Origin of the sequence: Streptomyces sp. NPDC046805 (assembly GCF_040645355.1) — a bacterium.
GTDB lineage: Bacteria > Actinomycetota > Actinomycetes > Streptomycetales > Streptomycetaceae > Streptomyces.
On record NZ_JBEYYC010000002.1, the window covers coordinates 346280 to 369468 of the forward strand.

At 71.5% G+C, this 23189-nt stretch carries 21 protein-coding genes; 9 read left to right on the forward strand and 12 right to left on the reverse strand.

Annotated elements, in window-relative coordinates; translation table 11 throughout:
• Nucleotides 1–56: 56 nt before the first annotated feature.
• From ABZ910_RS04355 to coxB, 3 genes are read right to left on the reverse strand one after another with little or no spacing between them, the layout of a single operon-like run.
• Nucleotides 57–455, reverse strand: coding sequence for a cytochrome c oxidase subunit 4 (locus tag ABZ910_RS04355; protein ID WP_361358976.1), 399 nt, complete (start codon nt 453–455; stop codon nt 57–59).
• Nucleotides 452–2185: a cytochrome c oxidase subunit I gene (gene ctaD, locus ABZ910_RS04360; protein ID WP_361358979.1), complete on the reverse strand. Its 1734-nt coding sequence runs from the start codon at nt 2183–2185 to the stop codon at nt 452–454. The genes ABZ910_RS04355 and ctaD overlap by 4 nt, the downstream gene beginning before the upstream one ends.
• On the reverse strand, nt 2182–3141 hold the full coding sequence (coxB, locus tag ABZ910_RS04365) for a cytochrome c oxidase subunit II (protein WP_361358982.1): 960 nt from the start codon (nt 3139–3141) through the stop codon (nt 2182–2184). Before coxB ends, ctaD begins: the two co-directional genes overlap by 4 nt.
• A 362-nt stretch (nt 3142–3503) precedes the next feature.
• Here coxB and ABZ910_RS04370 point away from each other — a divergent pair, with 362 nt between their 5' ends.
• Nucleotides 3504–4880, forward strand: a complete 1377-nt coding sequence (locus ABZ910_RS04370; protein ID WP_361358985.1) for an aminotransferase class V-fold PLP-dependent enzyme — start codon at nt 3504–3506, stop codon at nt 4878–4880.
• A gap of 19 nt (nt 4881–4899) precedes the next feature.
• Here ABZ910_RS04370 and ABZ910_RS04375 read toward each other — a convergent pair whose 3' ends face one another.
• Nucleotides 4900–5874, reverse strand: coding sequence for a carbohydrate kinase family protein (locus tag ABZ910_RS04375; RefSeq protein ID WP_361358988.1), 975 nt, complete (start codon nt 5872–5874; stop codon nt 4900–4902).
• A gap of 136 nt (nt 5875–6010) precedes the next feature.
• Between ABZ910_RS04375 and ABZ910_RS04380 the strand changes: the two genes are divergently transcribed.
• Nucleotides 6011–6220, forward strand: coding sequence for a hypothetical protein (locus tag ABZ910_RS04380; protein ID WP_361358991.1), 210 nt, complete (start codon nt 6011–6013; stop codon nt 6218–6220).
• A gap of 133 nt (nt 6221–6353) precedes the next feature.
• Entirely contained in the window at nt 6354–7892 is a 1539-nt protein-coding gene (locus tag ABZ910_RS04385; protein ID WP_361358994.1) for a hypothetical protein, read from the forward strand.
• Nucleotides 7893–8067: 175 nt separating this feature from the next.
• Here ABZ910_RS04385 and ABZ910_RS04390 read toward each other — a convergent pair whose 3' ends face one another.
• Nucleotides 8068–8424, reverse strand: a complete 357-nt coding sequence (locus ABZ910_RS04390) for an iron-sulfur cluster assembly accessory protein (RefSeq protein ID WP_361358997.1) — start codon at nt 8422–8424, stop codon at nt 8068–8070.
• Nucleotides 8425–8758: 334 nt separating this feature from the next.
• On the opposite strand from ABZ910_RS04390, the gene nadA reads away from it, so the two are divergent.
• Nucleotides 8759–9943, forward strand: a complete 1185-nt coding sequence (gene nadA / locus ABZ910_RS04395; RefSeq protein ID WP_361359000.1) for a quinolinate synthase NadA — start codon at nt 8759–8761, stop codon at nt 9941–9943.
• 75 nt (nt 9944–10018) lie between these two features.
• Here the strand turns inward: nadA and ABZ910_RS04400 are convergent, their stop codons facing one another.
• The 5 genes from ABZ910_RS04400 to ABZ910_RS04420 form a co-directional block, all read right to left on the reverse strand.
• Complete coding sequence (locus ABZ910_RS04400) at nt 10019–13198, reverse strand: efflux RND transporter permease subunit (protein WP_361359003.1); 3180 nt, start codon at nt 13196–13198, stop codon at nt 10019–10021.
• Nucleotides 13199–13358: 160 nt separating this feature from the next.
• Nucleotides 13359–14042 carry a response regulator transcription factor gene (locus tag ABZ910_RS04405; RefSeq protein WP_361359006.1) on the reverse strand — a complete coding sequence of 228 codons (684 nt, stop codon included), beginning with the start codon at nt 14040–14042 and terminating at the stop codon, nt 13359–13361.
• A 45-nt stretch (nt 14043–14087) separates the two neighbouring features.
• The gene (locus ABZ910_RS04410; protein ID WP_361359009.1) at nt 14088–15308 is read right to left on the reverse strand and encodes a sensor histidine kinase; all 1221 of its coding nucleotides are present in this window, start codon (nt 15306–15308) and stop codon (nt 14088–14090) included.
• 64 nt (nt 15309–15372) lie between these two features.
• A complete protein-coding gene (locus tag ABZ910_RS04415; protein ID WP_361359106.1) occupies nt 15373–15651 on the reverse strand; it encodes a hypothetical protein in 279 nt (92 codons plus the stop codon).
• A gap of 27 nt (nt 15652–15678) precedes the next feature.
• A complete protein-coding gene (locus ABZ910_RS04420; protein ID WP_361359012.1) occupies nt 15679–16470 on the reverse strand; it encodes a PspA/IM30 family protein in 792 nt (263 codons plus the stop codon).
• A gap of 255 nt (nt 16471–16725) precedes the next feature.
• On the opposite strand from ABZ910_RS04420, the gene ABZ910_RS04425 reads away from it, so the two are divergent.
• The 3 genes from ABZ910_RS04425 to ABZ910_RS04435 all read left to right on the forward strand — a co-directional run bounded on the left by ABZ910_RS04425 (nt 16726) and on the right by ABZ910_RS04435 (nt 19338).
• Nucleotides 16726–17355: a DUF3043 domain-containing protein gene (locus tag ABZ910_RS04425; RefSeq protein ID WP_361359015.1), complete on the forward strand. Its 630-nt coding sequence runs from the start codon at nt 16726–16728 to the stop codon at nt 17353–17355.
• 83 nt (nt 17356–17438) lie between these two features.
• Complete coding sequence (locus ABZ910_RS04430; protein ID WP_361359109.1) at nt 17439–18140, forward strand: methyltransferase domain-containing protein; 702 nt, start codon at nt 17439–17441, stop codon at nt 18138–18140.
• 109 nt (nt 18141–18249) lie between these two features.
• Nucleotides 18250–19338, forward strand: a complete 1089-nt coding sequence (locus ABZ910_RS04435) for a trypsin-like peptidase domain-containing protein (RefSeq protein ID WP_361359018.1) — start codon at nt 18250–18252, stop codon at nt 19336–19338.
• Between the two features lie 51 nt (nt 19339–19389).
• On the opposite strand, the gene ABZ910_RS04440 is transcribed toward ABZ910_RS04435, so the two are convergent.
• Nucleotides 19390–19602: a hypothetical protein gene (locus ABZ910_RS04440; RefSeq protein ID WP_361359021.1), complete on the reverse strand. Its 213-nt coding sequence runs from the start codon at nt 19600–19602 to the stop codon at nt 19390–19392.
• A gap of 114 nt (nt 19603–19716) precedes the next feature.
• Here ABZ910_RS04440 and ABZ910_RS04445 point away from each other — a divergent pair, with 114 nt between their 5' ends.
• Nucleotides 19717–20919, forward strand: coding sequence for a bifunctional adenosylcobinamide kinase/adenosylcobinamide-phosphate guanylyltransferase (locus ABZ910_RS04445; protein ID WP_361359024.1), 1203 nt, complete (start codon nt 19717–19719; stop codon nt 20917–20919).
• A 6-nt stretch (nt 20920–20925) separates the two neighbouring features.
• Here ABZ910_RS04445 and ABZ910_RS04450 read toward each other — a convergent pair whose 3' ends face one another.
• Nucleotides 20926–21909 carry a class I SAM-dependent methyltransferase gene (locus ABZ910_RS04450; protein WP_361359027.1) on the reverse strand — a complete coding sequence of 328 codons (984 nt, stop codon included), beginning with the start codon at nt 21907–21909 and terminating at the stop codon, nt 20926–20928.
• A gap of 136 nt (nt 21910–22045) precedes the next feature.
• On the opposite strand from ABZ910_RS04450, the gene cobT reads away from it, so the two are divergent.
• Nucleotides 22046–23140 (forward strand): nicotinate-nucleotide--dimethylbenzimidazole phosphoribosyltransferase, encoded by a 1095-nt coding sequence (cobT, locus tag ABZ910_RS04455; RefSeq protein WP_361359030.1) that lies wholly within the window; start codon nt 22046–22048, stop codon nt 23138–23140.
• The last annotated feature ends 49 nt before the right edge of the window (nt 23141–23189 follow it).

Here is a 23189-nt window from a genome sequence, read left to right on the forward strand (position 1 = left end):
GGGGAGCCCGGGCCTCCTGACGGAGTGCCCGGGCTCCCGCTTGAGCTCAGCCGGTGCTACTGGGTGCGGCTCTCACCGTGGTAGTACTCGAAGACCCAGCCGAACAGGCCGATCAGAATGACCGGCGCCGCGAAGTACAGCAGCCACCAGCCGACCGCGATGCCGAGGAAGGCCAGCGCGCCACCGACGCCGAGGGCGAGCGGCTGCCAGCTGTGCGGGCTGAAGAAGCCCAGCTCGCCCGCGTCGTCCGCGACATCGGCCTCCTTGTCGTCCTGGGCACCCGCGTCGACCCGCCGGGCGGTGAAGCCCAGGTAGTAGCCGACCATGATGCAGAGGCCGAAGGCCAGGAAGAGCGCCGTGGTTCCGGCCGGCTCCTTCGACCACACGCCATAGACGATCGCCATGACGAGGACGAAGGCGCTCAGCCACATGAACATCCTGCCCTGGATCTTCACTTGCCGGCCTCCTTGCCGCCCGCGATGGCACTGCCGTGACCAGCGTGCTCCAGCTGCTCGAGGGCCGCGATCTCAGGGTGGTGCAGGTCGAACGCCGGGGATTCGCTGCGAATCCGCGGCAGGGTGAGGAAGTTGTGCCGGGGCGGCGGGCACGAGGTCGCCCACTCCAGCGAACGTCCGTAGCCCCACGGGTCGTCGACGCCGACCGGCTTGCCGTACTTGGCCGTCTTCCACACGTTGTAGAGGAACGGCAGGATCGACAGGCCGAGCAGGAACGAGCTGATCGACGAGATCGTGTTCAGGGTGGTGAAGCCGTCGGCCGCCAGATAGTCGGCGTAACGACGCGGCATACCCTCGGCGCCCAGCCAGTGCTGGACCAGGAACGTGCCGTGGAAGCCGATGAACAGCGTCCAGAAGGTGATCTTGCCGAGGCGCTCGTCCAGCATCTTGCCGGTGAACTTCGGCCACCAGAAGTGGAACCCGGCGAACATCGCGAAGACGACCGTACCGAAGACCACGTAGTGGAAGTGCGCCACCACGAAGTACGAGTCGGAGATGTGGAAGTCCAGCGGGGGCGCCGCCAGGATGACACCGGTCAGACCACCGAAGACGAAGGTGATCAGGAAGCCGATCGTCCAGAGCATCGGGGTCTCGAAGCTCAGTGAGCCCTTCCACATGGTGCCGACCCAGTTGAAGATCTTCACACCGGTCGGGACCGCGATCAGGAAGGTCATGAAGGAGAAGAACGGCAGCAGCACACCGCCGGTGACGTACATGTGGTGCGCCCACACGGTCACGGACAGACCGGCGATCGCGATCGTCGCCGCGATCAGGCCCATGTAGCCGAACATCGGCTTACGGCTGAAGACCGGGATGATCTCGGAGACGATGCCGAAGAACGGCAACGCGATGATGTACACCTCTGGATGGCCGAAGAACCAGAAGAGGTGTTGCCACAGCAACGCCCCGCCGTTGGCGGCGTCGAAGACGTGGGCACCGAACTTGCGGTCCGCCTCCAGGGCGAACAGCGCGGCGGCCAGGACCGGGAAGGCCAGCAGGACCAGCAGACCGGTCAGCAGCACGTTCCACACGAAGATCGGCATGCGGAACATGGTCATGCCCGGCGCACGCATGCAGATGATCGTGGTGATGAAGTTGACCGAGCCGAGGATGGTGCCGAAGCCCGAGAGGGCCAGGCCCATGATCCACATGTCGGCGCCGATGCCCGGCGAGCGGACCGCGTCCGACAGGGGGCTGTAGGCGAACCAGCCGAAGTCGGCCGCGCCCTGCGGGGTGATGAAGCCACCGACCGCGATGAGCGAGCCGAACAGGTAGAGCCAGTAGGCGAACATGTTCAGCCGCGGGAACGCCACGTCCGGCGCGCCGATCTGCAGCGGCATGATCCAGTTCGCGAAGCCGGCGAACAGGGGCGTCGCGAACATCAGCAGCATGATCGTGCCGTGCATCGTGAACGCCTGGTTGAACTGCTCGTTCGACATGATCTGCAGGCCGGGACGAGCGAGCTCGGCGCGCATGAGCAGCGCCATGACGCCGCCGATCAGGAAGAACGCGAACGACGTCGACAGATACAGCGTGCCGATCGTCTTGTGGTCGGTGGTCGTCAGCCACTTCACCACGACATTGCCGGGCCGCTTGCGCCTGACCGGCAGCTCGTTCTCGTACGAGTCTTCAGCTGCCGCGGCACCCTGGGGTTCGTTGAGGATGCTCACAGGTTGTTCGTCTCCCGGTTCTTCTCGTGCGGCGTCTGCGCGATGCCGGCGGGAATGTAACCGGTCTGCCCCTTCTTGGCGAGGTCCTTGAGGTGCTGCTCATAGCGCTCGGGGGAGACGACCTTCACGTTGAACAGCATCCGGGAGTGGTCGACGCCGCAGAGCTCGGCGCACTTGCCCATGAAGGTGCCGTACTGGTTGGGGGTCACCTGGAACGCGTTGGTGTGGCCCGGGACGACGTCCTGCTTCATCAGGAACGGCACGACCCAGAAGTCGTGGATCACGTCACGCGAAGTGAGGATGAAGCGGACGGTCTTGCCCTTGGGGAGCCAGAGTGTCGGACCGGGGTTGTGGGTCTGCGGGTTCCGCGTGCCGGGCGTACCGACGTCGTAGACACCGCCGGCGTTGGCCGGGAATTCCTTGGTGAACCGGTCCGGAATGGCGGCCAGGTTCGGATCGGTCTTCGCGTTGCCCTGGGAACCCGCGACCGGCTCGATGTAGTTGAAGCCCCAGCTCCACTGGAAGCCGACCACGTTGACCGTGACGTCGGGCTTCTTGGAGAGGCTGAGGAGCTTCGACTCGTCCCGGGCCGTGAAGTAGAAGAGCACCGAGATGATGATGATCGGGACCACGGTGTACAGCGCCTCGATCGGCATGTTGTACCGGGTCTGCGGAGGGACCTCCACCTTGGTGCGGCTGCGCCGGTGGAACATGACGCTCCACAGGATCAGGCCCCACACCAGCACGCCGACGGCGAGCGCGGCCGCCCAGGACCCCTGCCACAGGGAGAGGACGGTCGGTGCCTCTTCCGTGGTCGGGGTGGGCATACCAAGGCGGGGGAAGTCCTTGTATGTGCAACCGGTAGCGGTCGCCAGGACCAGGCCCGCGGTCAGTGCCTGCAGCAGCTTCCGCCGCATCGGGCGCCGCGGCGAGCGGTCGGAGCCGTTGGGACTCACGTAGCGCCTTCCCGAGAGTCTCGCCCGCGCTGTACGGCTGCGGCCGTCTCGCTGGTCGGTCGCCGCCCTGCGTCGGGCAGGGGTTTGATGTTTATGCGGACCAAACCCTACTGGACGCATTTCAGGGTCGCGCGGGAGGGGTGGGCAACGCGTCGCGCCTCCCACCGCACGGGCCGGGACACCCTGGTACGGATGGTCAACTGACGGGGATTCGGCGTGTTTCGAGGCCTGTTTCCGCGGGCGTTTCGGGGCTTGTGCGGGGGATGTTCCGCAGAGGGAGGCGGGCGTCACAGCGCCCCCGGCGGCCGCGGTGGCCCAAGGCCCGCGGGACGTCGCGGCGGCCGAAGACTTAGCGTTGTTGTGTGCCCTACTTCGACGCCGCCTCCGCGGCTCCCCTCCACCCCGTCGCCCGGCAGGCCCTGCAGGCCTCGCTCGACGAGGGGTGGGCCGATCCCGCCCGGCTGTACCGGGAGGGCAGGCGGGCGCGGATGCTGCTGGACGCGGCGCGCGAGGCGGCCGCCGAGGCGGTGGGGTGCCGGCCGGACGAGCTGGCCTTCACGTCGTCCGGGACCAGGGCCGTGCACACCGGGATCGCGGGTGCGCTGGCGGCCCGGCGGCGGGTCGGACGCCACCTGATCGTGTCAGCCGTCGAACACTCCTCGGTCCTCCATTCGGCGGACGCGTTCGAGGCCGAGGGCGGGTCGGTGACCCGGGTGCCGGTGCTGCGCACGGGTGCGGTGACCGCGGCGTCGTACGCCGGTGCGCTGCGCACCGACACCGCGCTGGCCTGTCTGCAGTCGGCCAACCACGAGGTGGGGACCGAGCAGCCGGTGGCCGAGGTGGCCGAGGAGTGCCGGGCGGCCGGGGTGCCGCTGCTGGTGGACGCGGCCCAGTCGCTCGGCTGGGGCCCGGTCGAGGGTGACTGGTCGCTGCTGACGGCCAGTGCGCACAAATGGGGCGGACCGTCGGGCGTCGGGCTGCTCGCCGTACGCAAGGGTGTCCGGTTCGCGCCCCAAGGGCCCGCGGACGAGCGGGAGTCGGGGCGGGCGCCCGGCTTCGAGAACATCCCGGCGATCGTGGCCGCGGCGGCCTCGCTGCGGGCGGTGCGCGCCGAGACGGCCCAAGAGGCGGTACGGCTGCGGGAGTTGACCGAGCGGATCAGGACCGCGGTGGTCGAACGGGTGCCGGACGTGGAGGTGGTGGGCGACCCGGTCCGGCGGCTGCCCGGGATCGTGACCTTCTCCTGCCTCTATGTCGACGGGGAGACGCTGCTCCACGCGCTGGACCGGGAGGGCTTCTCCGTCTCGTCCGGCTCGTCCTGCACGAGCAGCACGCTCACGCCGAGCCATGTGCTGAAGGCGATGGGGGTGCTGAGCGAGGGGAACGTACGGGTGTCGCTGCCGCCGGGCACGGCGGAGGAGGACGTCGAACGGTTCCTGACGGTGCTGCCCGGGCTGGTGGCCGGGGTCCGGGAGCAGCTGGGGGCGCCGGCTCCGGCGACCGCGGTGCGGGCCGAGGAGCTGGTCGTGGACGCCCTCGGCAGGCGCTGCCCGATCCCCGTCATCGAGCTGGCCAAGGTCATCGGTAGCGTGCCGAGGGGCGGCATGGTGCGGGTCCTCTCGGACGACGAGGCCGCCCGGCTGGACATCCCGGCGTGGTGCGAGATGCGGGGGCAGGAGTACGTCGGCGAGGAGCCGGCGGACCAGGGCTCTGCCTATCTGGTCCGCCGGGTCTCGTGAGGCCGCGGGGCGGGCTCGCCTAGGCGAGGTGCGTGCGGACCTCGGTGGCGGCGTCGTCGCCGTACGCCTTGGTGAAGCGGTCCATGAAGTGGCCGCGGCGCAGCTGGTACTCCTGGGTGCCGACCGTCTCGATGACGAGGGTGGCGAGCATGCAGCCGACCTGGGCGGCGCGCTCCAGGGAGACGCCCCAGGCCAGGCCGGACAGGAAGCCGGCGCGGAAGGCGTCGCCGACACCGGTGGGGTCGGCCTTCATGTCCTCCTCCGGGCAGCCGACCTCGATCGGGTCCTCGCCGACCCGCTCGATGCGGACGCCGCGCGCGCCGAGGGTGGTGACGCGGTGGCCGACCTTGCCGAGGATCTCCTCGTCGCTCCAGCCGGTCTTGGACTCGATGAGGCCCTTCTCGTACTCGTTGGAGAACAGGTACGTCGCGCCGTCCAGCAGTATCCGGATCTCCTCGCCATCCATGCGGGCGATCTGCTGGGAGAAGTCGGCGGCGAACGGGATGCCTCGCGAGCGGCACTCCTCCGTGTGGCGGAGCATCGCCTCCGGGTCGTCGGCGCCGATCAGGACCAGGTCGAGGCCGTCGACGCGGTCGGCGACCGTCTTCAGCTCGATCTGGCGGGCCTCGCTCATCGCGCCCGTGTAGAAGGAGCCGATCTGGTTGTGGTCGGCGTCGGTGGTGCACACGAAGCGGGCCGTGTGCAGGGTCTCGGAGATGCGGACCGACTCGGTGTCCACGCCGTGCCGGTCCAGCCAGGCGCGGTACTCGTCGAAGTCGAAGCCGGCGGCGCCGACCAGGATCGGCTCGGTGCCGAGCTGGCCCATGCCGAAGGCGATGTTCGCGCCGACGCCGCCTCGGCGGACGTCCAGGTTGTCGACCAGGAAGGAGAGCGAGACGGTGTGCAACTGGTCCGCGACGAACTGGTCGGCGAAGCGACCGGGGAAGGTCATGAGGTGGTCGGTGGCGATGGAGCCGGTGACTGCGATACGCACGGCGAGGATTCTCCAGGGCGAGGGCAGGTTGACAGCTAACGCTACCTGCTGCGGGTGAAGGCGGACCGGTGGAGCCGACAAACCTACCCGATAGTAGATCTATCCCGGCCTCGTACGGCGTGCTTACGGTTCGGACATGACGAACCTCAAGGTCCACGTCTCCGCTCCGGCCGACCTCGACGGCGACCTGGCCTCGCTGCGCGGCGACTGCGCCCGGATGGCCCCCCACTGGACCGCTCCCGAGCACCTGTCCTCCCGGCCGGTACCGCCCTCGCTCATCCACGGGGTGAAGGTCCCGGCGAAGTCCGCCCGGCTGCTGGACGCGATGTCGGACTACGGCGACTGAGCCGCCCCCGGACCACGACGACTGAACCGGCCCTCGTCCCGGCGCTTTCCGGGAACCGTGCGCTCCTCTCCCGCGTCCCATCGCCGTCCCCCGTGAAGGGGATGCGGGATACGACTCACCTAGGAGCGATGCGGTGAACACCGAGCGACCCGAGCCACCCGAGACCCCCGACAACGGCGAGCCCGGGACCGACAGGCCCGTGCGCCGCCGCTCCCCCGTGGTCGTCGCCTCGGTCGCGGCCGGCGTGCTGCTGGCCGGGGGCGGCGGGGCGTACCTCGCCACGACGGCCGGCGACGGCTCGGACGGTCGTACCCACGCGGGGGCGCCCGGCGCCGAGGGGACTCCCCCGCCGCTCGCCCTGGACGGCTTCGCGCCGGCGACTCCCGGGGGCACGGCGAGCAGCGCGCCCGGGGGCTCGAACGGCATCGCGCCAGGTGAACCCAACCCGTACGGCGTGACGTACAAGGCGAGCGGCCCGCTGCCCGGCGGCCCCGGCTCGGCGGCCGTGTACCGGCCCGCGGGCGAGGTCGGCCGGGGCGAGGTGGCGGCGCTGGCCCATGCGCTCGGGGTGGACGGGGCGCCGGTCGCCGACGGGCAGAGCTGGCGGGTCGGGCCGGTGAAGGACGGTTCGGGGCCGAGTCTGCGCGTGAGCAGGCAGGCGCCGGGCACCTGGTCGTTCCAGCGGTACGCCCCCGGCACCGACGCCTGCAAGAGCGGCTCCGTCTGCGCGCACGGCCCCGCCGACCCGGGAACCGGTCCGGTGAGCGCGGCGGCCGCGAGGAAGGCGGCGGCGCCGGTCCTGAAGGCGCTGGGTCAGGACGGCGCGAAGACCGACACGAGCCAGGTGATGGGCGCCCAGCGAGTGGTGCACGCCGACCCGGTGGTGGGCGGTCTGCCCACGTACGGCTGGACGACCGGGCTGACCGTCGGCGGGCAGGGCGAGGTGGTCGGCGGCAGCGGGCTGCTGAAGGCGCCGGTGAAGGGGGACACGTATCCCGTCCTGAGCGCGCGCAGGACGCTGGAGCTGATGAACGCGGCACCGCGCACCGACCCCCGCATGGGCATCGGCGGCTGCGCGCGTCCCGTACCGATGAAGGACCGGCTGGAGCAGCCGTGCCGGTCGACGGCGTCGGCGGCCGCGCCGCGGCAGGACGCGGTGACCGTACGGAAGGCGGTGTTCGGGCTGGCCTCGCGCTCGGTCGCGGGCCGGCAGTCGCTGGTGCCGTCGTGGCTGTTCGAGGTACGGCAGGGACAGGGAGCGGCGGCGGGGCCGGAGGGCGCCTTCACGGTGACGTATCCGGCGGTCGACCCGAAGTACCTGGCCTCGGCGTCGAGCCCTTCCGCACAGCCGACGAAGGCACCGAAGACGCGGGACGTGAAGGTGGACGGCTACACGGCCGACGACCAGGAGCTGACCGTCCGCTTCACGGGCGGGGTGTGCGCCGACTACAAGGCGACGGCGGCGGAGAGCCGGGACCGGGTGAAGGTCACCGTGACGGAGAAGCCGTGGCCGGGCAAGGTCTGCATCCTGATCGCCAAGGAGTACGGACAGACCGTGCACCTGGACAAGCCGCTCGGCGACCGCAAGGTGGTCGGCTCGGGCGGCAAGGAGATCCCCAAGGCCAAGCCGGGGGCTCGGCTGCCGGAAGCACCCGGCTCCGCACCGCGTTAACCGCGGCTCTTGACCCGGGGCCGCGCCCGGGGCCGCGCCGCGGTCGCCGCGCCCCTCGACGTCGCCTGCGGCCGGCGCTGACGCACGGATACACGGACACGACGACGGCGGCGGCCCTGGTTGCCCAGGTACCGCCGCCGTAGTGCCGTGGTTCGGCCTGCCGGCGAGCCGCGGCTCAGCTGAAGGAGTCGCCGCAGGCGCAGGAGCCCGTCGCGTTCGGGTTGTCGATCGTGAAGCCCTGCTTCTCGATGGTGTCCACGAAGTCGATCGTGGCGCCACCCAGGTACGGGGCGCTCATGCGGTCGGTGACGACCTTGACGCCGCCGAAGTCCTTCTCGACGTCGCCGTCGAGCGAACGCTCGTCGAAGAAGAGCTGGTAACGCAGGCCGGAGCAGCCGCCGGGCTGGACGGCGACGCGCAGCGCGAGGTCGTCACGGCCTTCCTGGTCGAGCAGGGCCTTGACCTTTTCCGCGGCGGCGTCGGTCATGACGATGCCGTCGGTGACGGTGCCGGTCTCGTCCGATACGGACATCTACATCTCTCCCGGGTTGTACGGAGACTGCTTGCCGACCAGTGCAACCAGCAAGGCCGCGGATTCATTCCGGGCCCGCGGATTCGATTCCGGGCCGAGCACATGCGTTTTCTTATCCGTCTTCATGCTCGCACACGCGCCGCTTCATGCGTGCCCGTGCGCCATGCGGCGGACGGCACACCCGTGTGGCGGCGGGGGGGCAACCGCCATGGCAGGCAAGGCGTTTACGGGCCAGGGATTCATGTCACATCGACGTTATGGCCATCGTCAAAGTGACATGAAGCGGCTATGATAGATAGCGTCAGTTAGACGAAAAGTAGAAAGGGTGCGTGCCGTGACCACCGCCCAGACCCCGGAGCTCGACGTACAGCCGACTCCCCTCGCCCTGCTGCTCCTCGGCCGTGAGGCCGACCCGAAGAGCGAGCGCGGCGTCGAGTGCCCCGGCGACCTGCCCTCGCCGTCCGACCCGGACCTGGTGGCGCGCGCCCGCGCGGCCAAGGAGAAGCTCGGCGACAAGGTCTTCGTCCTCGGCCACCATTACCAGCGCGACGAGGTCATCCAGTTCGCCGATGTCACGGGCGACTCCTTCAAGCTGGCGCGGGACGCGGCGGCGCGTCCGGAGGCCGAGTACATCGTGTTCTGCGGTGTGCACTTCATGGCCGAGTCCGCGGACATCCTGACGGGCGACGACCAGAAGGTCGTCCTGCCGGACCTGGCCGCCGGCTGCTCCATGGCCGACATGGCGACGGCCGAGCAGGTCGCGGAGTGCTGGGACGTCCTGACGGAGGCCGGCATCGCCGAGCAGGTGGTCCCCGTCTCGTACATGAACTCCTCCGCGGACATCAAGGCGTTCACCGGCAAGCACGGTGGCACCATCTGTACCTCCTCCAACGCCAAGCGCGCCCTCGACTGGGCCTTCGAGCAGGGCGAGAAGGTGCTCTTCCTGCCCGACCAGCACCTGGGCCGCAACACCGCCGTGCGCGACATGGGCATGTCCCTGGAGGACTGCGTCGTCTACAACCCGCACAAGCCGAACGGCGGTCTGACGGCGGACGAGCTGCGCGCCGCCAAGATGATCCTGTGGCGCGGCCACTGCTCGGTGCACGGCCGCTTCAACCTGGAGTCGGTCCACGACGTGCGCGCCCGCATCCCCGGTGTGAACGTCCTGGTCCACCCCGAGTGCCGGCACGAGGTCGTGGCCGCGGCGGACCACGTCGGCTCGACCGAGCACATCATCAAGACGCTGGAGGCCGCCCCGTCCGGCTCCAAGTGGGCCATCGGCACGGAGCTGAACCTGGTCCGCCGCCTGGCGAACCGTTTCGCGCCCGAGGGCAAGGAGATCGTCTTCCTCGACAAGACGGTCTGCTTCTGCTCGACCATGAACCGCATCGACCTCCCCCACCTGGTCTGGGCCCTGGAGTCCCTGGCCGAGGGCAACCTGGTCAACCGCATCCAGGTCGACGAGGAGACGGAGGCGTTCGCGAAGCTGGCGCTGGAGCGGATGCTGTCGCTGCCGTAGCCTGCGGCTTGCTTTCGACATACGGAAGGGGCGCCCCGTGACGCACGGGACGCCCCTTCGTCGTACGTACGACCGTCAGACCTGGGCCGGCTGCGGTTCGCCGGACTCGTCGGCCTGCGGCTGGGCGGTCGGGCCCGCCTTCTTCTCCCGCTTCGCCGCACGCTTCTTCGCCCCGCGCTCCTTGCGCAGCTCCAGCATCGCGTAGAGCGTCGGGACCAGGAGCAGGGTCAGCAGCGTCGACGTGATCAGGCCGCCGATCACCACGACCGCGAGCGGCTGGGCGATGAAGCCGCCCTCGCCCGTGACGCCCAGCGCCATCGGGAGCAGGGCGAAGATCGTCGCCAGGGCCGTCATCAGGATCGGGCGGAGGCGGTGGCGGCCGCCCTCGATGACGGCTTCCACCACGCCGTAGCCCTGCCCGCGGTACTGGTTGATCAGGTCGATCAGCACGATCGCGTTCGTCACCACGATGCCGATCAGCATCAGCATGCCGATCATCGCGGGGACGCCCATCGGGGTGCCGGTGGCGACCAGCATGCCGAGCGCGCCCGTCGCCGCGAACGGGATGGACACCAGCAGGATCAGCGGCTGGGCCAGCGAGCGGAACGTCGCCACCAGGAGCATGAAGACGATCGCGATCGCCGCCAGCATCGCCAGGCCCAGGTTCTTGAACGCGTCGTCCTGGTCCGAGGAGACGCCGCCGATCTCCGCCGTCGCACCCGCGGGGAGCTTCAGGGCCTTGAGCTTGCTCTGGAGCTGGGCGCTCACCGCGCCCGTGTTGTCACCCGCGGGCTTCGCGGTGATCGTCGCCGCGCGCCGGCCGTCGATACGGGTCATCGAGACCGGGCCGTCCACCACCTTCACCGTGGCGATGTCGCCCAGCTTCACCGGGCCGAGGCGCAGCGCGCGCAGCTGGGCCGGCGTCTTGGCCGGCTTCGCCGTCTTCACGACCACGTCGCGCTCGGTGTCGTCGAGGATCGCCTTCCCGGCCGTCGTACCCCGGACCGCCTGGGCCACCGCGGCGCCGAGCGTCTGGTCGTCGAACCCGGCCGCGGCCGCCTTCGCGTTGGCCTTGACCGAGATCCGCGGCACGCTCTGCGCCAGGTCGCTGGTCACGTCCGTGACGTCGTCCAGGCCCGCGACGACCGACCGGACCTGCTCGGAGGCCTGGCGCAGGACCTGCGGGTCCGCGGCCTTCACGACGACCTTGAGGTCCTGGTTGCCGAAGCCGTCACCGGCCGACACCGTGGTCGTGCCGGCGCCCTTGAGCTTTGCCAGCCCGTCCTCGATGCGGCTGCGCACGGCGTCGGCCGACGCCGAGTCCGCCAGCATCACCTGGTACGACGCCTGGTTGGTGTCCGTACCGCCGCCGAAGGCCGCCATGAAGCCGGAGGAGCCGACCGTGACCTGGTAGTCCTTGACGCCCTTCGTCGAGGCGAGCAGCTGCTCCACCCGGCGCGCCTGCGCGTCCGTGGCCGCCAAGCTGGTGCCCGGCTTCAACTGCTGCTTGACGGTGAGGACTTCCTGCTCGCCCTGGTCGAAGAAGTTGGTCTTGAGCAGCGGGGTCATGCCGAAGGTGCCGACCAGGACCACGACCGCGATCAGCACGCTGGTGAGGCGGCGGCGCGTCGCGAAGCGCAGGACCGGGACGTAGAAGCGCTGAAGGCGGCTCTTCGCCTCCTTCTCCTCCGCCCGGCGGCGGGCCTCGTCGGCGTCCTCGGGAGTGCCCTTCGGGGCGCGCAGGAACCAGTACGACAGGACCGGGACGACCGTCAGCGACACGAGGAGGGACGCGAGCAGCGCGGCCGTCACGGTGATGCTGAACGAGCCGAACAGCGCGCCCACCATGCCGCCGACCAGGCCGATCGGCAGGAAGACCGCGACCGTGGTGAGGGTCGATGACGTGACCGCGCCGGCCACCTCGCGGACCGCGTCCACGATGGCCGCGTGGCGCTCCTCGCCGTAGCCGAGGTGGCGCTTGATGTTCTCCAGGACCACGATCGAGTCGTCGACGACGCGGCCGATGGCGATGGTCAGCGCCCCGAGCGTCAGCATGTTCAGGGACAGGTCGCGCGTCCACAGGACGATCAGCGCCAGGACGACGGACAGCGGGATGCTGACCGCGGTCACCAGCGTCGAGCGGATCGACGCCAGGAAGACCAGGATGACGAGGACCGCGAAGAGCAGGCCCAGGGCGCCCTCGGTGGTCAGGCCCTTGATGGACTTCGACACCGCCGGGCCCTGGTCGCTGACGACCGTGATCCTCGCGTCCGGGCCGAGGTCCTTGCGCAGGCTCGGCAGCTTGTCCTTGACCGCGTCGGAGATGGCGACAGCGCTGCCGTCGTGGTCCATGGTGACGTTCACGGCGAGGCTGGGCCGGCCGTCGGTGCGGGTGATCGAGTCGGCCGGGGCCGGCTGTTCCTTGACCGTCGCCACGTCACCGAGGCGCACCGGCTTCGCCGCGCCCCGTGCGGGCCCGCCCGGCGCGGTCGCACCCGGCGCGGCCGGCGCGGCCTGCCCGGTGACCCTCAGGTCCCGGATCTGCTTCAGCGAGGTGAAGCCGCCGCCGACCTGGACGGTACGGTTGGCGCCGTTCTCGTCGAAGGAGCCGGCCGGCACGGTCGCGCCGCCCGCCTGCAGGGCCTGGCCGAGGGCGGCGGAGGTGAGGCCCGCCTTCGCCAGCTTCGCGTCGTCGGGGGTGACGGCGACCTGCAGGTCCCGTACGCCCATGACCTGGACCCGGCCGACGCCGTCGACGTCCTTCAGGGCCGGTACGACCGAGGTGTCGAGCCGGTCGGCGAGGGCCTGCTGGTCCTGGGCCGAGGTGGCGGCGAGGACGACGGTCGGCATGTCGTCGGTGGAGCCCGAGACGACCTGCGGGTCGACGTTGTCCGGCAGCTGGGCGCGGGCCCGGTTGACGGCCTGCTGGACGTCGGTGACGAGCCGCTTGGTGTCGTTGCCGTAGTCGAAGGACGCCATGATCACGGCGTTGCCCTCGCTCGCCGTGGAGGTGACGCCGGTGACGCCGTCGACGGCCTGGAGGTTGGTCTCGATCGGCTCGACGACCTGCTTCTCGACGACGTCGGGCGACGCGCCCTGGTACGGCGCGATGACCGACACCATGGGCAGTTCGATGGTGGGCAGCAGCTGCTGCTTGATCTGGGGTATGGCGATCGCCCCGAAAACGAGCGCGACGAGCGACACGAGCCCGATCAGGGCGCGTTGCGCGAGGCTGAATCTGGACAGCCAGGACATGGGTCAGGGTCTCTCTTCGGTGGGCGGCGTCAGCGGCGGACGGGGGCATGTGCGAGTGCCCCACCCCACTACCCTGAGCCATGAGCGGACGCCGATCCGTAGCCCCCAGGTCCATTTCTCACGGGGCTCCTACTCCGGCCGCAGTACGCCCGGGTGGAGATCAGTCCATCCTCGGGCGGACCAGCCCTGACTCGTACGCGATCACCACGAGCTGGGCGCGGTCCCGGGCGCCGAGCTTGGCCATGGCCCGGTTGACGTGCGTCTTCACCGTGAGCGGGCTGACCTCCAGGCGCTCGGCGATCTCGTCGTTGGAGTGGCCGCCGGCGACCTGGACGAGCACCTCGCGCTCCCGTCCGGTGAGCGCGGCGAGCCGTTCGGCGCGGGCCCGGCCCGGGCCGTCGTCCGCCGTGTCGCCCTGGGCGAGGAAGCGGGCGATCAGTCCCTTGGTGGCCGTCGGGGAGAGCAGGGCCTCACCCTCGGCGGCGACCCTGATGGCGCTGAGCAGTTCCTCGGGTTCGGAGCCCTTGCCCAGGAAGCCGCAGGCGCCGGCGCGCAGCGCCCGCACCACGTAGTCGTCGACCTCGAAGGTCGTCAGGATGACCACGCGGACGCCCGCGAGGGACGGGTCGGCGCTGATCAGACGGGTGGCCGCGAGGCCGTCGGTGCCCGGCATCCGGATGTCCATCAGGACGACGTCGGCCCGCCGCTCCCGGGTGAGCCGTACCGCCTCCGCGCCGTCGGAGGCCTCGCCGACGACCTCCATGTCGGGCTCGGAGTCGACCAGCACACGGAAGGCGCTGCGCAGCAGGGCCTGGTCGTCGGCGAGCAGGACACGGATGGTCATGCGGGCCCCCTCGTGATCGTCATGCCGGCTCCCCGTGGCCGGTCGTCAGGCCGGCTCGCCCGCGGCGGCGGTCCGGGTCTTGACGGGCAGGATCGCATGGACGCGGAAGCCGCCGCCGTAGCGGGGACCGGTGGTGAGGGTGCCGCCGAGCGCGGTGACCCGCTCCCGCATGCCGAGCAGCCCGTGCCCGCCGCCCACCGCGGGGGCCGCGTCCGCCGACGGGCCGTCGTCGAGGACGGTGACCTCGATGTTCGGTCCCACCCGTATGACGCTGACCTCGGCCCTGGCCTCGGGTCCCGCGTGCTTCTGCACGTTCGTCAGGGCCTCCTGGACGATCCGGTACGCGGCCAGGTCGACGGTGGCGGGCAGCTCGACGCCCTGGTCGGCGCGGGCGACCTCGACCTGGAGTCCGGCGCTGCGGCAGGTGGCGGCGAGTTCGTCGAGGCGACTGAGGCCGGGCGCGGGTTCGGTGGGCGCCTCGGGGTCGCCGGACTGGCGCAACAGCCCGACGGTGGCGCGGAGTTCGCCGAGCGCCGAGCGGCTGGCCTCGCGGACGTGCGCGAGGGCCTCCTTGGCCTGGTCGGGGCGCTTGTCCATGACGTGGGCGGCGACCCCGGCCTGGACGTTGACCAGGGCGATGTGGTGGGCGACGACGTCGTGGAGGTCGCGGGCGATGCGCAGGCGCTCCTCGGCGACGCGGCGGCGGGCCTCCTCCTCACGGGTGCGCTCGGCCCGCTCGGCCCGCTCGCGGATGGCCCGGACGACCGCGCGGCGGCTGCGGACGGCGTCGCCGGCGGTGGCGCCGATGCCGGTCCAGGCGAAGATGGCGAGATTCTCCTGGGCGTACCAGGGCAGCGACCCGGCGAGCATGGCGGCGGCGGTCAGCACGGTCATGGTGAGCAGGCCCGCGCGCCAGGTGGTGGTGCGGTCGGTGGTCGAGGCGACGGTGTAGAGCGCGATGACGGCGGACATCGCGACCGGGGCCCGCGGGTCCCCGGTGACGCACTCGACGAGGGAGACGGTGCCGGTGACGGCGAGGACCGTCTTGGGGGCGGTCCGCCGGAAGACGAGCGCCGCCGCGCCGATCGCTATGAGGACGAGGCCGAGCGGGTCCGGGGTGCGCACACCCCAGGTGACGCCGTTCTCCCCGCGGGGCACCACGAACGACCCCGCGACCATGCACACGAGGACGCCCGCCGCGATGGCCGCGTCCAGGGCGAGGGGGTGCGCTTTCAGGCTGCACCTGGTGCGGTCGAGAGTGCTCACGGGGTGAACAGTACGGCCCTGGCGGTCGCCGCCCCCAGGGCCCTGCACAGGCGTGGGCCGTGGCTCAGCCCGGGATGAGGCCGTCGTCGCTCAGCAGGTCCCGGACCTCCTCCAGGGTCGCGTCCGGCGACGGCAGGATGAGGTCCGACGGCTCCAGGGCGTCGTCCGGGAGCGGTTCGCCCAGCTCGCGGACACGGGTGAGGAGGGCCTGGAGGGTGCGGCGGTAGCCGGGGCCGTCGCCCTTCTCCATCTCGGCCAGGAGTTCGTCGTCCAGCTTGTCGAGCTCGGCGAGGTGGCTGTCCGCCAGCCTCACCTGTCCCTCCCCCATGATCCGTACGACCATGTCGGCCATCTCGCCCTCCAGGCTCGGCTACTGCTTGTCGAAGCGCGGGGTGTCCTGCGGCTGCTGCTGGGACTGCTCCTTGCCGGTGCCGCCCTCGATCGCCTGCTGGGGCGATCCTCCGGCCAGCTCCGCCTTCATGCGCTGCAGTTCCAGCTCCACATCCGTACCACCCGACAGCCGGTCCAGCTCGGCCTGGATGTCGTCCTTGGCCGTCCCGGTGGGGTCGTCCAGGGCGCCGGAGGCCAGCAGCTCGTCGAGGGCGCCGGCGCGGGCCTGCAGCTGGGCGGTCTTGTCCTCGGCACGCTGGATGGCGAGGCCGACGTCGCCCATCTCCTCGGAGATGCCGGTGAAGGCCTCGCCGATACGGGTCTGGGCCTGGGCGGCGGTGTACGTGGCCTTGATCGTCTCCTTCTTCGTGCGGAAGGCGTCGACCTTGGCCTGCAGCCGCTGGGCCGCCAGGGTCAGCTTCTCCTCCTCGCCCTGGAGCGTGGAGTGCTGCGTCTCCAGGTCCGTGACCTGCTGCTGGAGGGCGGCGCGTCGGGAGAGCGCCTCGCGGGCCAGGTCCTCACGGCCCAGCGCGAGCGCCTTGCGGCCCTGGTCCTCCAGCGTGGAGGACTGCTTGTTCAGCTGGGCCAGCTGCAGTTCCAGACGCTTGCGCGAGGTCGCCACATCGGCCACCCCACGGCGCACCTTCTGCAGCAGCTCCAGCTGCTTCTGGTACGAATAATCGAGGGTCTCGCGCGGGTCCTCGGCCCGGTCAAGGGCCTTGTTCGCCTTCGCGCGGAAGATCATCCCCATACGCTTCATGACACCGCTCATGGGCTTCGCGCGCCCCCTTCTGACGGACTCCGGCTCACAGCTCTGCGACAGAACCCACAGTACGGGCCCTGCATCCATTACCGCACTGTTCGGGGACGGATGCGCTCATCCCCGAGGACGATGGCGGACGATCCCGCTCCGGCGCAGGGAGTAGGTGGCTCCCGGGCCGCCGTCGGGTGAACCGTCCGCAACGTCCCCTCTGTCCCCCTACTGACGACTGGTGTTGCCGGATCGTTCCCACAGGGGCTGGGGTCCATGCGGGGTCACCACGTACCCTTGGATTTTGTGTTCCGTAGCCGTGCCAAGGAAGAGAAGGCCCCGGCCGCCGACAAGGCGCCGCTGACCGACTCCAAGCAGACCCGTGACCCGCAGGCCAAGAAGGGCCGCCCCACCCCCAAGCGGAGTGAGGCGCAGTCCCAGCGCCGCAGCGTGGCCAATACGCCGACGAACCGCAAGGAAGCCGCCAAGCGGCAGCGCGACGACCGCCGTGTCCAGATGGAGCGGCAGCGCCAGGCGCTGGCCAGCGGCGACGAGCGCTATCTGCCCGCGCGCGACAAGGGCCCGGTGCGCAGGTTCGCCCGCAACTGGGTCGACTCGCGCTTCAACGCCGCGGAGTTCTTCCTGCCCTGCGCCGTGGTCATCCTGGTGTTGAGCATCCTGAAGGTGCCCGCGCTGCAGCAGGTCGCCCTGCTGCTGTGGCTCATCGTGATCGTCCTGATCGTGCTCGACTCCGCCTTCAGCGGCTTCCGGCTGCGCAAGCGGCTGGCCGAGCGCTTCCCGGACCAGAACAAGCGCGGCGCGATCGCCTACGCCCTGATGCGCTCCCTCCAGATGCGCCGGCTGCGGCTGCCGAAGCCGCAGGTCAAGCGCGGAGAGCGGCCCTGAGCACTGCTTTCTTTCCCGAGGGCGCGGCGGATGCCTGGCTCAAGGGTCTGGGCGGGTTGCGCAATGTCGTACGGCAGGAACTGGTGGCCCGGCAACTCGACGAGCAGATAGCCGGGCGGTTCCAGGTCGGGCAGCGGCTGCGGGTGCTCGACGTGGGGATGGGCCAGGGCACGCAGGCGCTGCGGCTGGCCCGGGCCGGGCACACGGTGACCGGCGTCGAGCAGGACACCACCATGATCGCGGCGGCACGCAGGGACCTGGCCGCTGAGCCCGAGGGCATACGCGACCGGGTCCGGATCATCCTGAGCGACGGACGGGACACGGGCGTCCACTTCCTGCCGGGCAGCTTCGACGTGGTGCTGTGCCACGGCGTGCTGATGTACGTCGCGGACCCGGACCCCCTGCTGGCCGGGCTGGCCCGGATGCTCGCGCCGGGCGGGCTGCTGTCGCTGCTCGTGCGCAACGGGGACGCCCTGGCGATGCGGCCGGGGCTGTCGGGGGACTGGGCGGGAGCGCTCGCCGCGTTCGACTCGAACTCCTACCGCAACCGGCTGGGGCTCGACGCACGGGCGGACCGGCTGGACACGCTCACGGCCACGCTGGCCGCAATCGCGGCGCCGCTGCACGCCTGGTACGGGGTGCGGGTCTTCACCGACCTCGCGCCGGACGGGGCCGAGCCGCCGGCCGACCTGGACGCGCTGCTGGCGGCCGAGGACCGGGCCGGGCGCACCGATCCCTACCGTGGGGTGGCGGCGCTGCTGCATCTGTGCGGCGTGCGGGACTGAGGAACACACGGCCGTCTCCGGGCGACGCACGGCCACGGGTCGGCTGCTAGGCGCCCGTTCGGGCGTACATCGCGAGCCCGGCCTTTCGCCCCGAAGAGAGACTCTGGGCATGGACGCCTCCCGTACCCGTGCCTTCCGTGCCCGCCGGAACCTGCGCGCCGTCGCGTGCCTCGCGTCGCTCGCGTGCTGCCTGGTGCTCGTCTCCGGTTGCTCCGGCTCCGGTGCGCCGGACAAGGCGGAGGTCGCGAGCACGCGGGCCGCGGTGCCCATGGCGAGCAACGACCTGGAGCGCGACTTCCAGAGGGTGATCAAGGACGTACTGCCGTCGGTCGTACAGATCCAGGCCGCCCGGCAGCTGGGGTCGGGGGTCGTGTACGACGACAAGGGGCACATCGTCACCAACGCGCACGTGGTGGGAGGCGAGAAGGTCTTCCGGGTGACGATCGCCAACAGCGAGGAGCCCCTCACCGCCCGGCTCGTCTACTCCTTCCCGGAGCAGGACCTCGCCGTCATCAAACTGGACAAGGTGCCCAGCGGGCTGAAACCGGCGCGCTTCGGCGACTCCCAGAAGGTGGAGGTCGGGCAGATCGTCCTCGCCATGGGCTCGCCCCTCGGACTGTCGTCCAGCGTGACGCAGGGCATCGTGTCGGCGACCGGGCGGACGGTCAGCGAGGGTGAGTCGGACGGTGGTACGGGGGCCACGATCGGGAACATGGTGCAGACGTCGGCGGACATCAACCCCGGCAACAGCGGCGGCGCCCTGGTCAATCTCGACGGTCGGATCATCGGCATCCCGACCCTCGCCGCCACGGACCCCGACCTCGGGGGCGGCGCCGCCCCCGGCATCGGGTTCGCGATCCCGGTGTCGCTAGTGAAGAGGGTCGCCGACCAGATCATCAAGGAAGGCAAGGTCACGAACTCGGGCCGGGCGGCGCTCGGCATCACCGCGCGGTCCGTCGTCGACGACTCGTTCCAGCCCGCCGGGGCCGCCGTGGTCCGCGTGCAGAACGGCGGCGCGGCCGACAAGGCGGGCATCCGGCCCGGCGACGTCATCGTCAAGGTGGGCCACCAGGACGTCACCACGATCACGTCGCTCGCCGAGGCGCTGGCGTCACACCGGCCGGGGCAGCGGATCGCGGTGACGTTCACCCGCGGCGGCGCCGAGAAGACGGTGGACGTGACGCTGGGCGAGCAGTGAGGCACGGCCGGGGCAGCCGGACATCCGGCCGCCCCCGCCTCTGCGCCGCGGCTACGACTCCTCGGCGTGCAGGCTCATGGGCCCGTAGATCTCCGTGGCGTCCTCGAACAGCCGCACCTGGTCCGCGCCGCCCTCCAGCAGGGCCTTCCAGTGCTCACCGATCCACGACTCGGCGTCCCCCTGCGTGGTGAACTCCTCGGGCTGCACCGCGGGCTGGAGCTCCGTCCCGTCGGTCTTCTCGAACCGCCACGTCCAAGCCACCATGTACGCCTCCGTGATGTGAGCACAAGCAGGGCGGACACCGGATCCAGGTCCCATATCCGCTCCGCAGCCTAGCCGGGTGCGCAAGACCTGCGGCGACGGGAGAAAATCGGGTCCGTGGAAGCGACTCTGCTCGGCACCGGTGCCCCGGCGGGACTCCCCCGCCCCGACTGTCCCTGCGCGGTCTGCGCGGCCGCGCTCGGACCGGACGCGCGCGCGGCCACCGCGCTGCTCGTGAACGGGGCGCTGCTGCTCGACCTCACCCCCGGCGCGGCGTTCGCGGCCGCGCGGGCCGGGCACTCCCTGGGCGGCGTACGGCAGGTGCTGCTGTCGCATCCGCACGACGGGCCCGCGGTGGAGGTTCCGGCCGGGCTGCCGCAGCCCGTGCGGGTGCCGGACGGGCGGGAGTTGACGCTGCTGACGGGGCATCGGGTACGGGCGATGGCGATGGACGCGGGCGGCACCGGGTACGCGGTGACCGGGCCGGGTGGGCAGCGGTTGCTGTACCTGCCGCCCGGGGGCGCACCGGCCGGTCTGGAGGAGGGGTCCACCGAGATGTACGACATGGTGCTCGCCGACGTCGTGGGGCGGCCTGACGCGCTCGCCAAGCTGCGGGCGGTGGGGGCCGTCGGCCCGACGACCGACGTCGTCGCCGTGCACATCGACCACGACGTGCCGCCGGGCCCGGAGCTGCGGCGGCGGCTCGCGGCGGCCGGGGCGCGCGCGGTGCCCGACGGGACGACGCTGATGGTGGGGGCGTACGAGGACGTGCCGGACGTGCCGCGCCGGACGCTGGTGCTGGGCGGGGCGCGCTCGGGGAAGTCGGTGGAGGCCGAGCGGCGCCTGGAGTCCTTCCCCGACGTGCTGTACGTGGCCACGGGCGGCTCGCGCGCCGGGGACACCGAGTGGGCGGCCCGGGTGGCACTGCACCGGGAGCGGCGGCCGGGTTCATGGCGTACGGCGGAGACGTGCGACCTCGTCCCGCTGCTGGCGCAGGACGGCCCGCCGATGCTGATCGACTGCCTGTCGCTGTGGCTGACGGACGCGATGGACTCCGTCGGGGCGTGGGACGACGCGGAGTGGGCGTCGGGCGGGGAGCGGGCGCTGCGTGAGCGGGTGCGGGAGCTGACGGAGGCCGTGCGTGACACGCGGCGGACCGTCGTCGCCGTGTCCAACGAGGTGGGCTCGGGCATCGTGCCGGCCACGGCGTCCGGACGGCGCTACCGGGACGAACTCGGACGCCTGAACGCGGCGTTCGCGGCCGAGTGCGAGCAGGTGCTGCTGGTCGTGGCGGGCCAGGCCATGGTGCTGCGGGGCTGAGGCCGGCTATGCGGCGTCCTTGCGGGCGATGAGGCGGTACGCGTTGGAGAAGCGGGTGCGGCGCAGCAGGGGGGCCAGGGTGTGATCCAGTACGGCGGCCACGGCAACCACGGGAACGGCCGCCCGTGACAGCGGCTTCGGCAGGACACGGGCGAGGGCCAGGGACGCCGCGGCCGAGAGGTCGTAGGGGATGTGGGGCGCGCGGCGGTCGGTCGAGACGATGGTGCAGCCCCGGGCCTCCAGTTCCGTGCGGAGGTTGTCCAGCGGCATCAGGTGCAGGTGGCGGGAGCGGCCGTGGGGAAGCCGCCACTTGCCGAGCAGGGCGGCGAACGCGCTGTGGGGATCGGGGACTTCGATCAGCAGGTGGCCGCCGGGGCGCAGGACGGTGAGGGCGGCGCGGAGTTCGGCGCGCGGGTCGGGGGTGTGTTCCAGGTGGTGGAACATGCTGACGACGTCGTAGCGGGAGCGCAGCCGGGCCATGACCGGCGGGTCGGTCAGCCGGCCGACGTGCGCCTCCTCGACGCGCTCGGCGGCGCGGGCCCGCACCACGCGCTCGGTGGCGTCCAGTCCGTCGAAGGACGTGTACGCGAAGACGTCGCGCGCCGCTTCGGGGAAGCGGGCGTGGCCCGTGCCGACGTCCAGCCAGCTCTCGGGCTCGGGGAGGTGCAGCATCGCCCGGGCCGCCGCACGGTGGCGGCGTGCGGTGCGGGTGCACTCGGCGAGAGGGACGACGCGCTCGTCGTGGAAGGCGCGGTGATGCAGGGCCGAGCCCTCCCCGGTGAGCCGCGGGTTACGGAAGGCGTGGTCGCAGTCGAGGCACTCGTCGACGACGAGCATCCCCGGTGTGCGCGGGCGCGGGCCGGGGACGCGCAGCCGGGTGCGCAGCCGCCGGGAGCCGCACCAGGGGCAGTCCTCGCGCCGCGGCCCAGTGGGGAGTTCGAGGGGTTCGGCGGCCCGGGGGGCGGGGGGCGTGGACGGCTCCGGCGGCATGCGCGACTCCCGGTCGTACGACAATCCTCTGCAAACCGGAACGTATGGGATGGCGATCTTGGGTGCAAAGACCGCGCGGCGGTGTGGTGGCGACGTGGCGCGGAACGACCGGTTCGCTGCCGGTACTGTTCGGCGAATGAGCTCGCTTAATCTCGACGACTTCACCGATCTGATCGAGCGCCCGGACGGGGGCGTACGCCGTGACGCGGAGGCGCGCCGGGAGCGTCAGGTCGTGCCTCCAGGGGCACTGGGCCGCCTCGACGACCTGGGCGAGTGGCTCGCGGCCGCACAGGGCTCGGCGCCGGTGCGGCCGGTCGAACGGCCGCGGATCGTGCTCTTCGCCGGCGACCACGGCATCGCCGAACGGGGCGTCTCGGCACGACCGGCGGGCGGCGCCGAGCAGTTGGTGCGGTCCGTCCTGGAGGGCGCGAGCCCGGTGGCGGTGCTGGCGCGGCGGCTCGGGGTGTCCGTGCGGGTCGTGGACATGGCGCTGGACTGCGAGCCGGACGGGCTGCCGGCGGATGTCGTACGGCACCGGGTGCGGCGCGGCAGCGGTCGTATCGACGTCGAGGACGCGCTGACGCTCGAGGAGGCCGAGGCGGCCTTCCGGGCGGGCATGGCCGTGGCCGACGAGGAGGCCGACTCCGGCACGGATCTGGTGGTGCTCGGCGATGTGAGCGTCGGCGGGACCACGGCGGCGTCCGTGCTCGTCGCCGCGCTGTGCGGGACCGACGCCTCGGTGGTGACCGGACGGGGCGGGCTCGCGATCGACGACCTGACCTGGATGCGCAAGTGCGCGGCGATCCGCGACGCGCTGCGGCGGGCCCGCCCCGTGCTCGGGGACCAGCTGCAGTTGCTGGCGACCGTGGGCGGCGCCGACCTCGCCGCGATGACCGGGTTCCTGCTGCAGTGCGCCGTACGGAAGCTCCCGGTGATCCTGGACGGCGTCGTGACGGCCGCCTGCGCGCTGGTCGGACAGCGGATCGCCTTCCGGGCGCCGGACTGGTGGCTGGCCGGACACCGCAGCGGGGAGCCGGGGCAGGCCAAGGCGCTGGACCGGATGGCGCTGGAGCCGCTGCTGGACCAGGGGATGACCGTCGGAGAGGGCGCGGGCGCGCTGCTCGCCCTGCCGCTCGTCCAGGCGGCGGCCGCGCTGGCCGCCGAGCTTCCCGAGAAGGAGCCCGCACAGGAGCTCCAGGAGGAGAACGAACCCCAGGAGCAGAAGGGGTAGCCCGCCAGCCCGAAAAGCGCAGTTTGTCATAACTACACACATATGATCC

Coding starts and splice junctions, on each gene's coding strand:
- ABZ910_RS04425 (WP_361359015.1), top strand. CDS start 16,726: ATGCGGGGTCACCACGTACCCTTGGATTTTGTGTTCCGTAGCCGTGCC.
- ABZ910_RS04380 (WP_361358991.1), top strand. CDS start 6,011: ATGACGAACCTCAAGGTCCACGTCTCCGCTCCGGCCGACCTCGACGGC.
- ABZ910_RS04420 (WP_361359012.1), bottom strand. CDS start 16,470: ATGAGCGGTGTCATGAAGCGTATGGGGATGATCTTCCGCGCGAAGGCG.
- ABZ910_RS04405 (WP_361359006.1), bottom strand. CDS start 14,042: ATGACCATCCGTGTCCTGCTCGCCGACGACCAGGCCCTGCTGCGCAGC.
- ABZ910_RS04400 (WP_361359003.1), bottom strand. CDS start 13,198: ATGTCCTGGCTGTCCAGATTCAGCCTCGCGCAACGCGCCCTGATCGGG.
- ABZ910_RS04450 (WP_361359027.1), bottom strand. CDS start 21,909: ATGCCGCCGGAGCCGTCCACGCCCCCCGCCCCCCGGGCCGCCGAACCC.
- cobT (WP_361359030.1), top strand. CDS start 22,046: ATGAGCTCGCTTAATCTCGACGACTTCACCGATCTGATCGAGCGCCCG.
- ABZ910_RS04390 (WP_361358997.1), bottom strand. CDS start 8,424: ATGTCCGTATCGGACGAGACCGGCACCGTCACCGACGGCATCGTCATG.
- ABZ910_RS04440 (WP_361359021.1), bottom strand. CDS start 19,602: ATGGTGGCTTGGACGTGGCGGTTCGAGAAGACCGACGGGACGGAGCTC.
- ABZ910_RS04415 (WP_361359106.1), bottom strand. CDS start 15,651: ATGGTCGTACGGATCATGGGGGAGGGACAGGTGAGGCTGGCGGACAGC.
- ABZ910_RS04435 (WP_361359018.1), top strand. CDS start 18,250: ATGGACGCCTCCCGTACCCGTGCCTTCCGTGCCCGCCGGAACCTGCGC.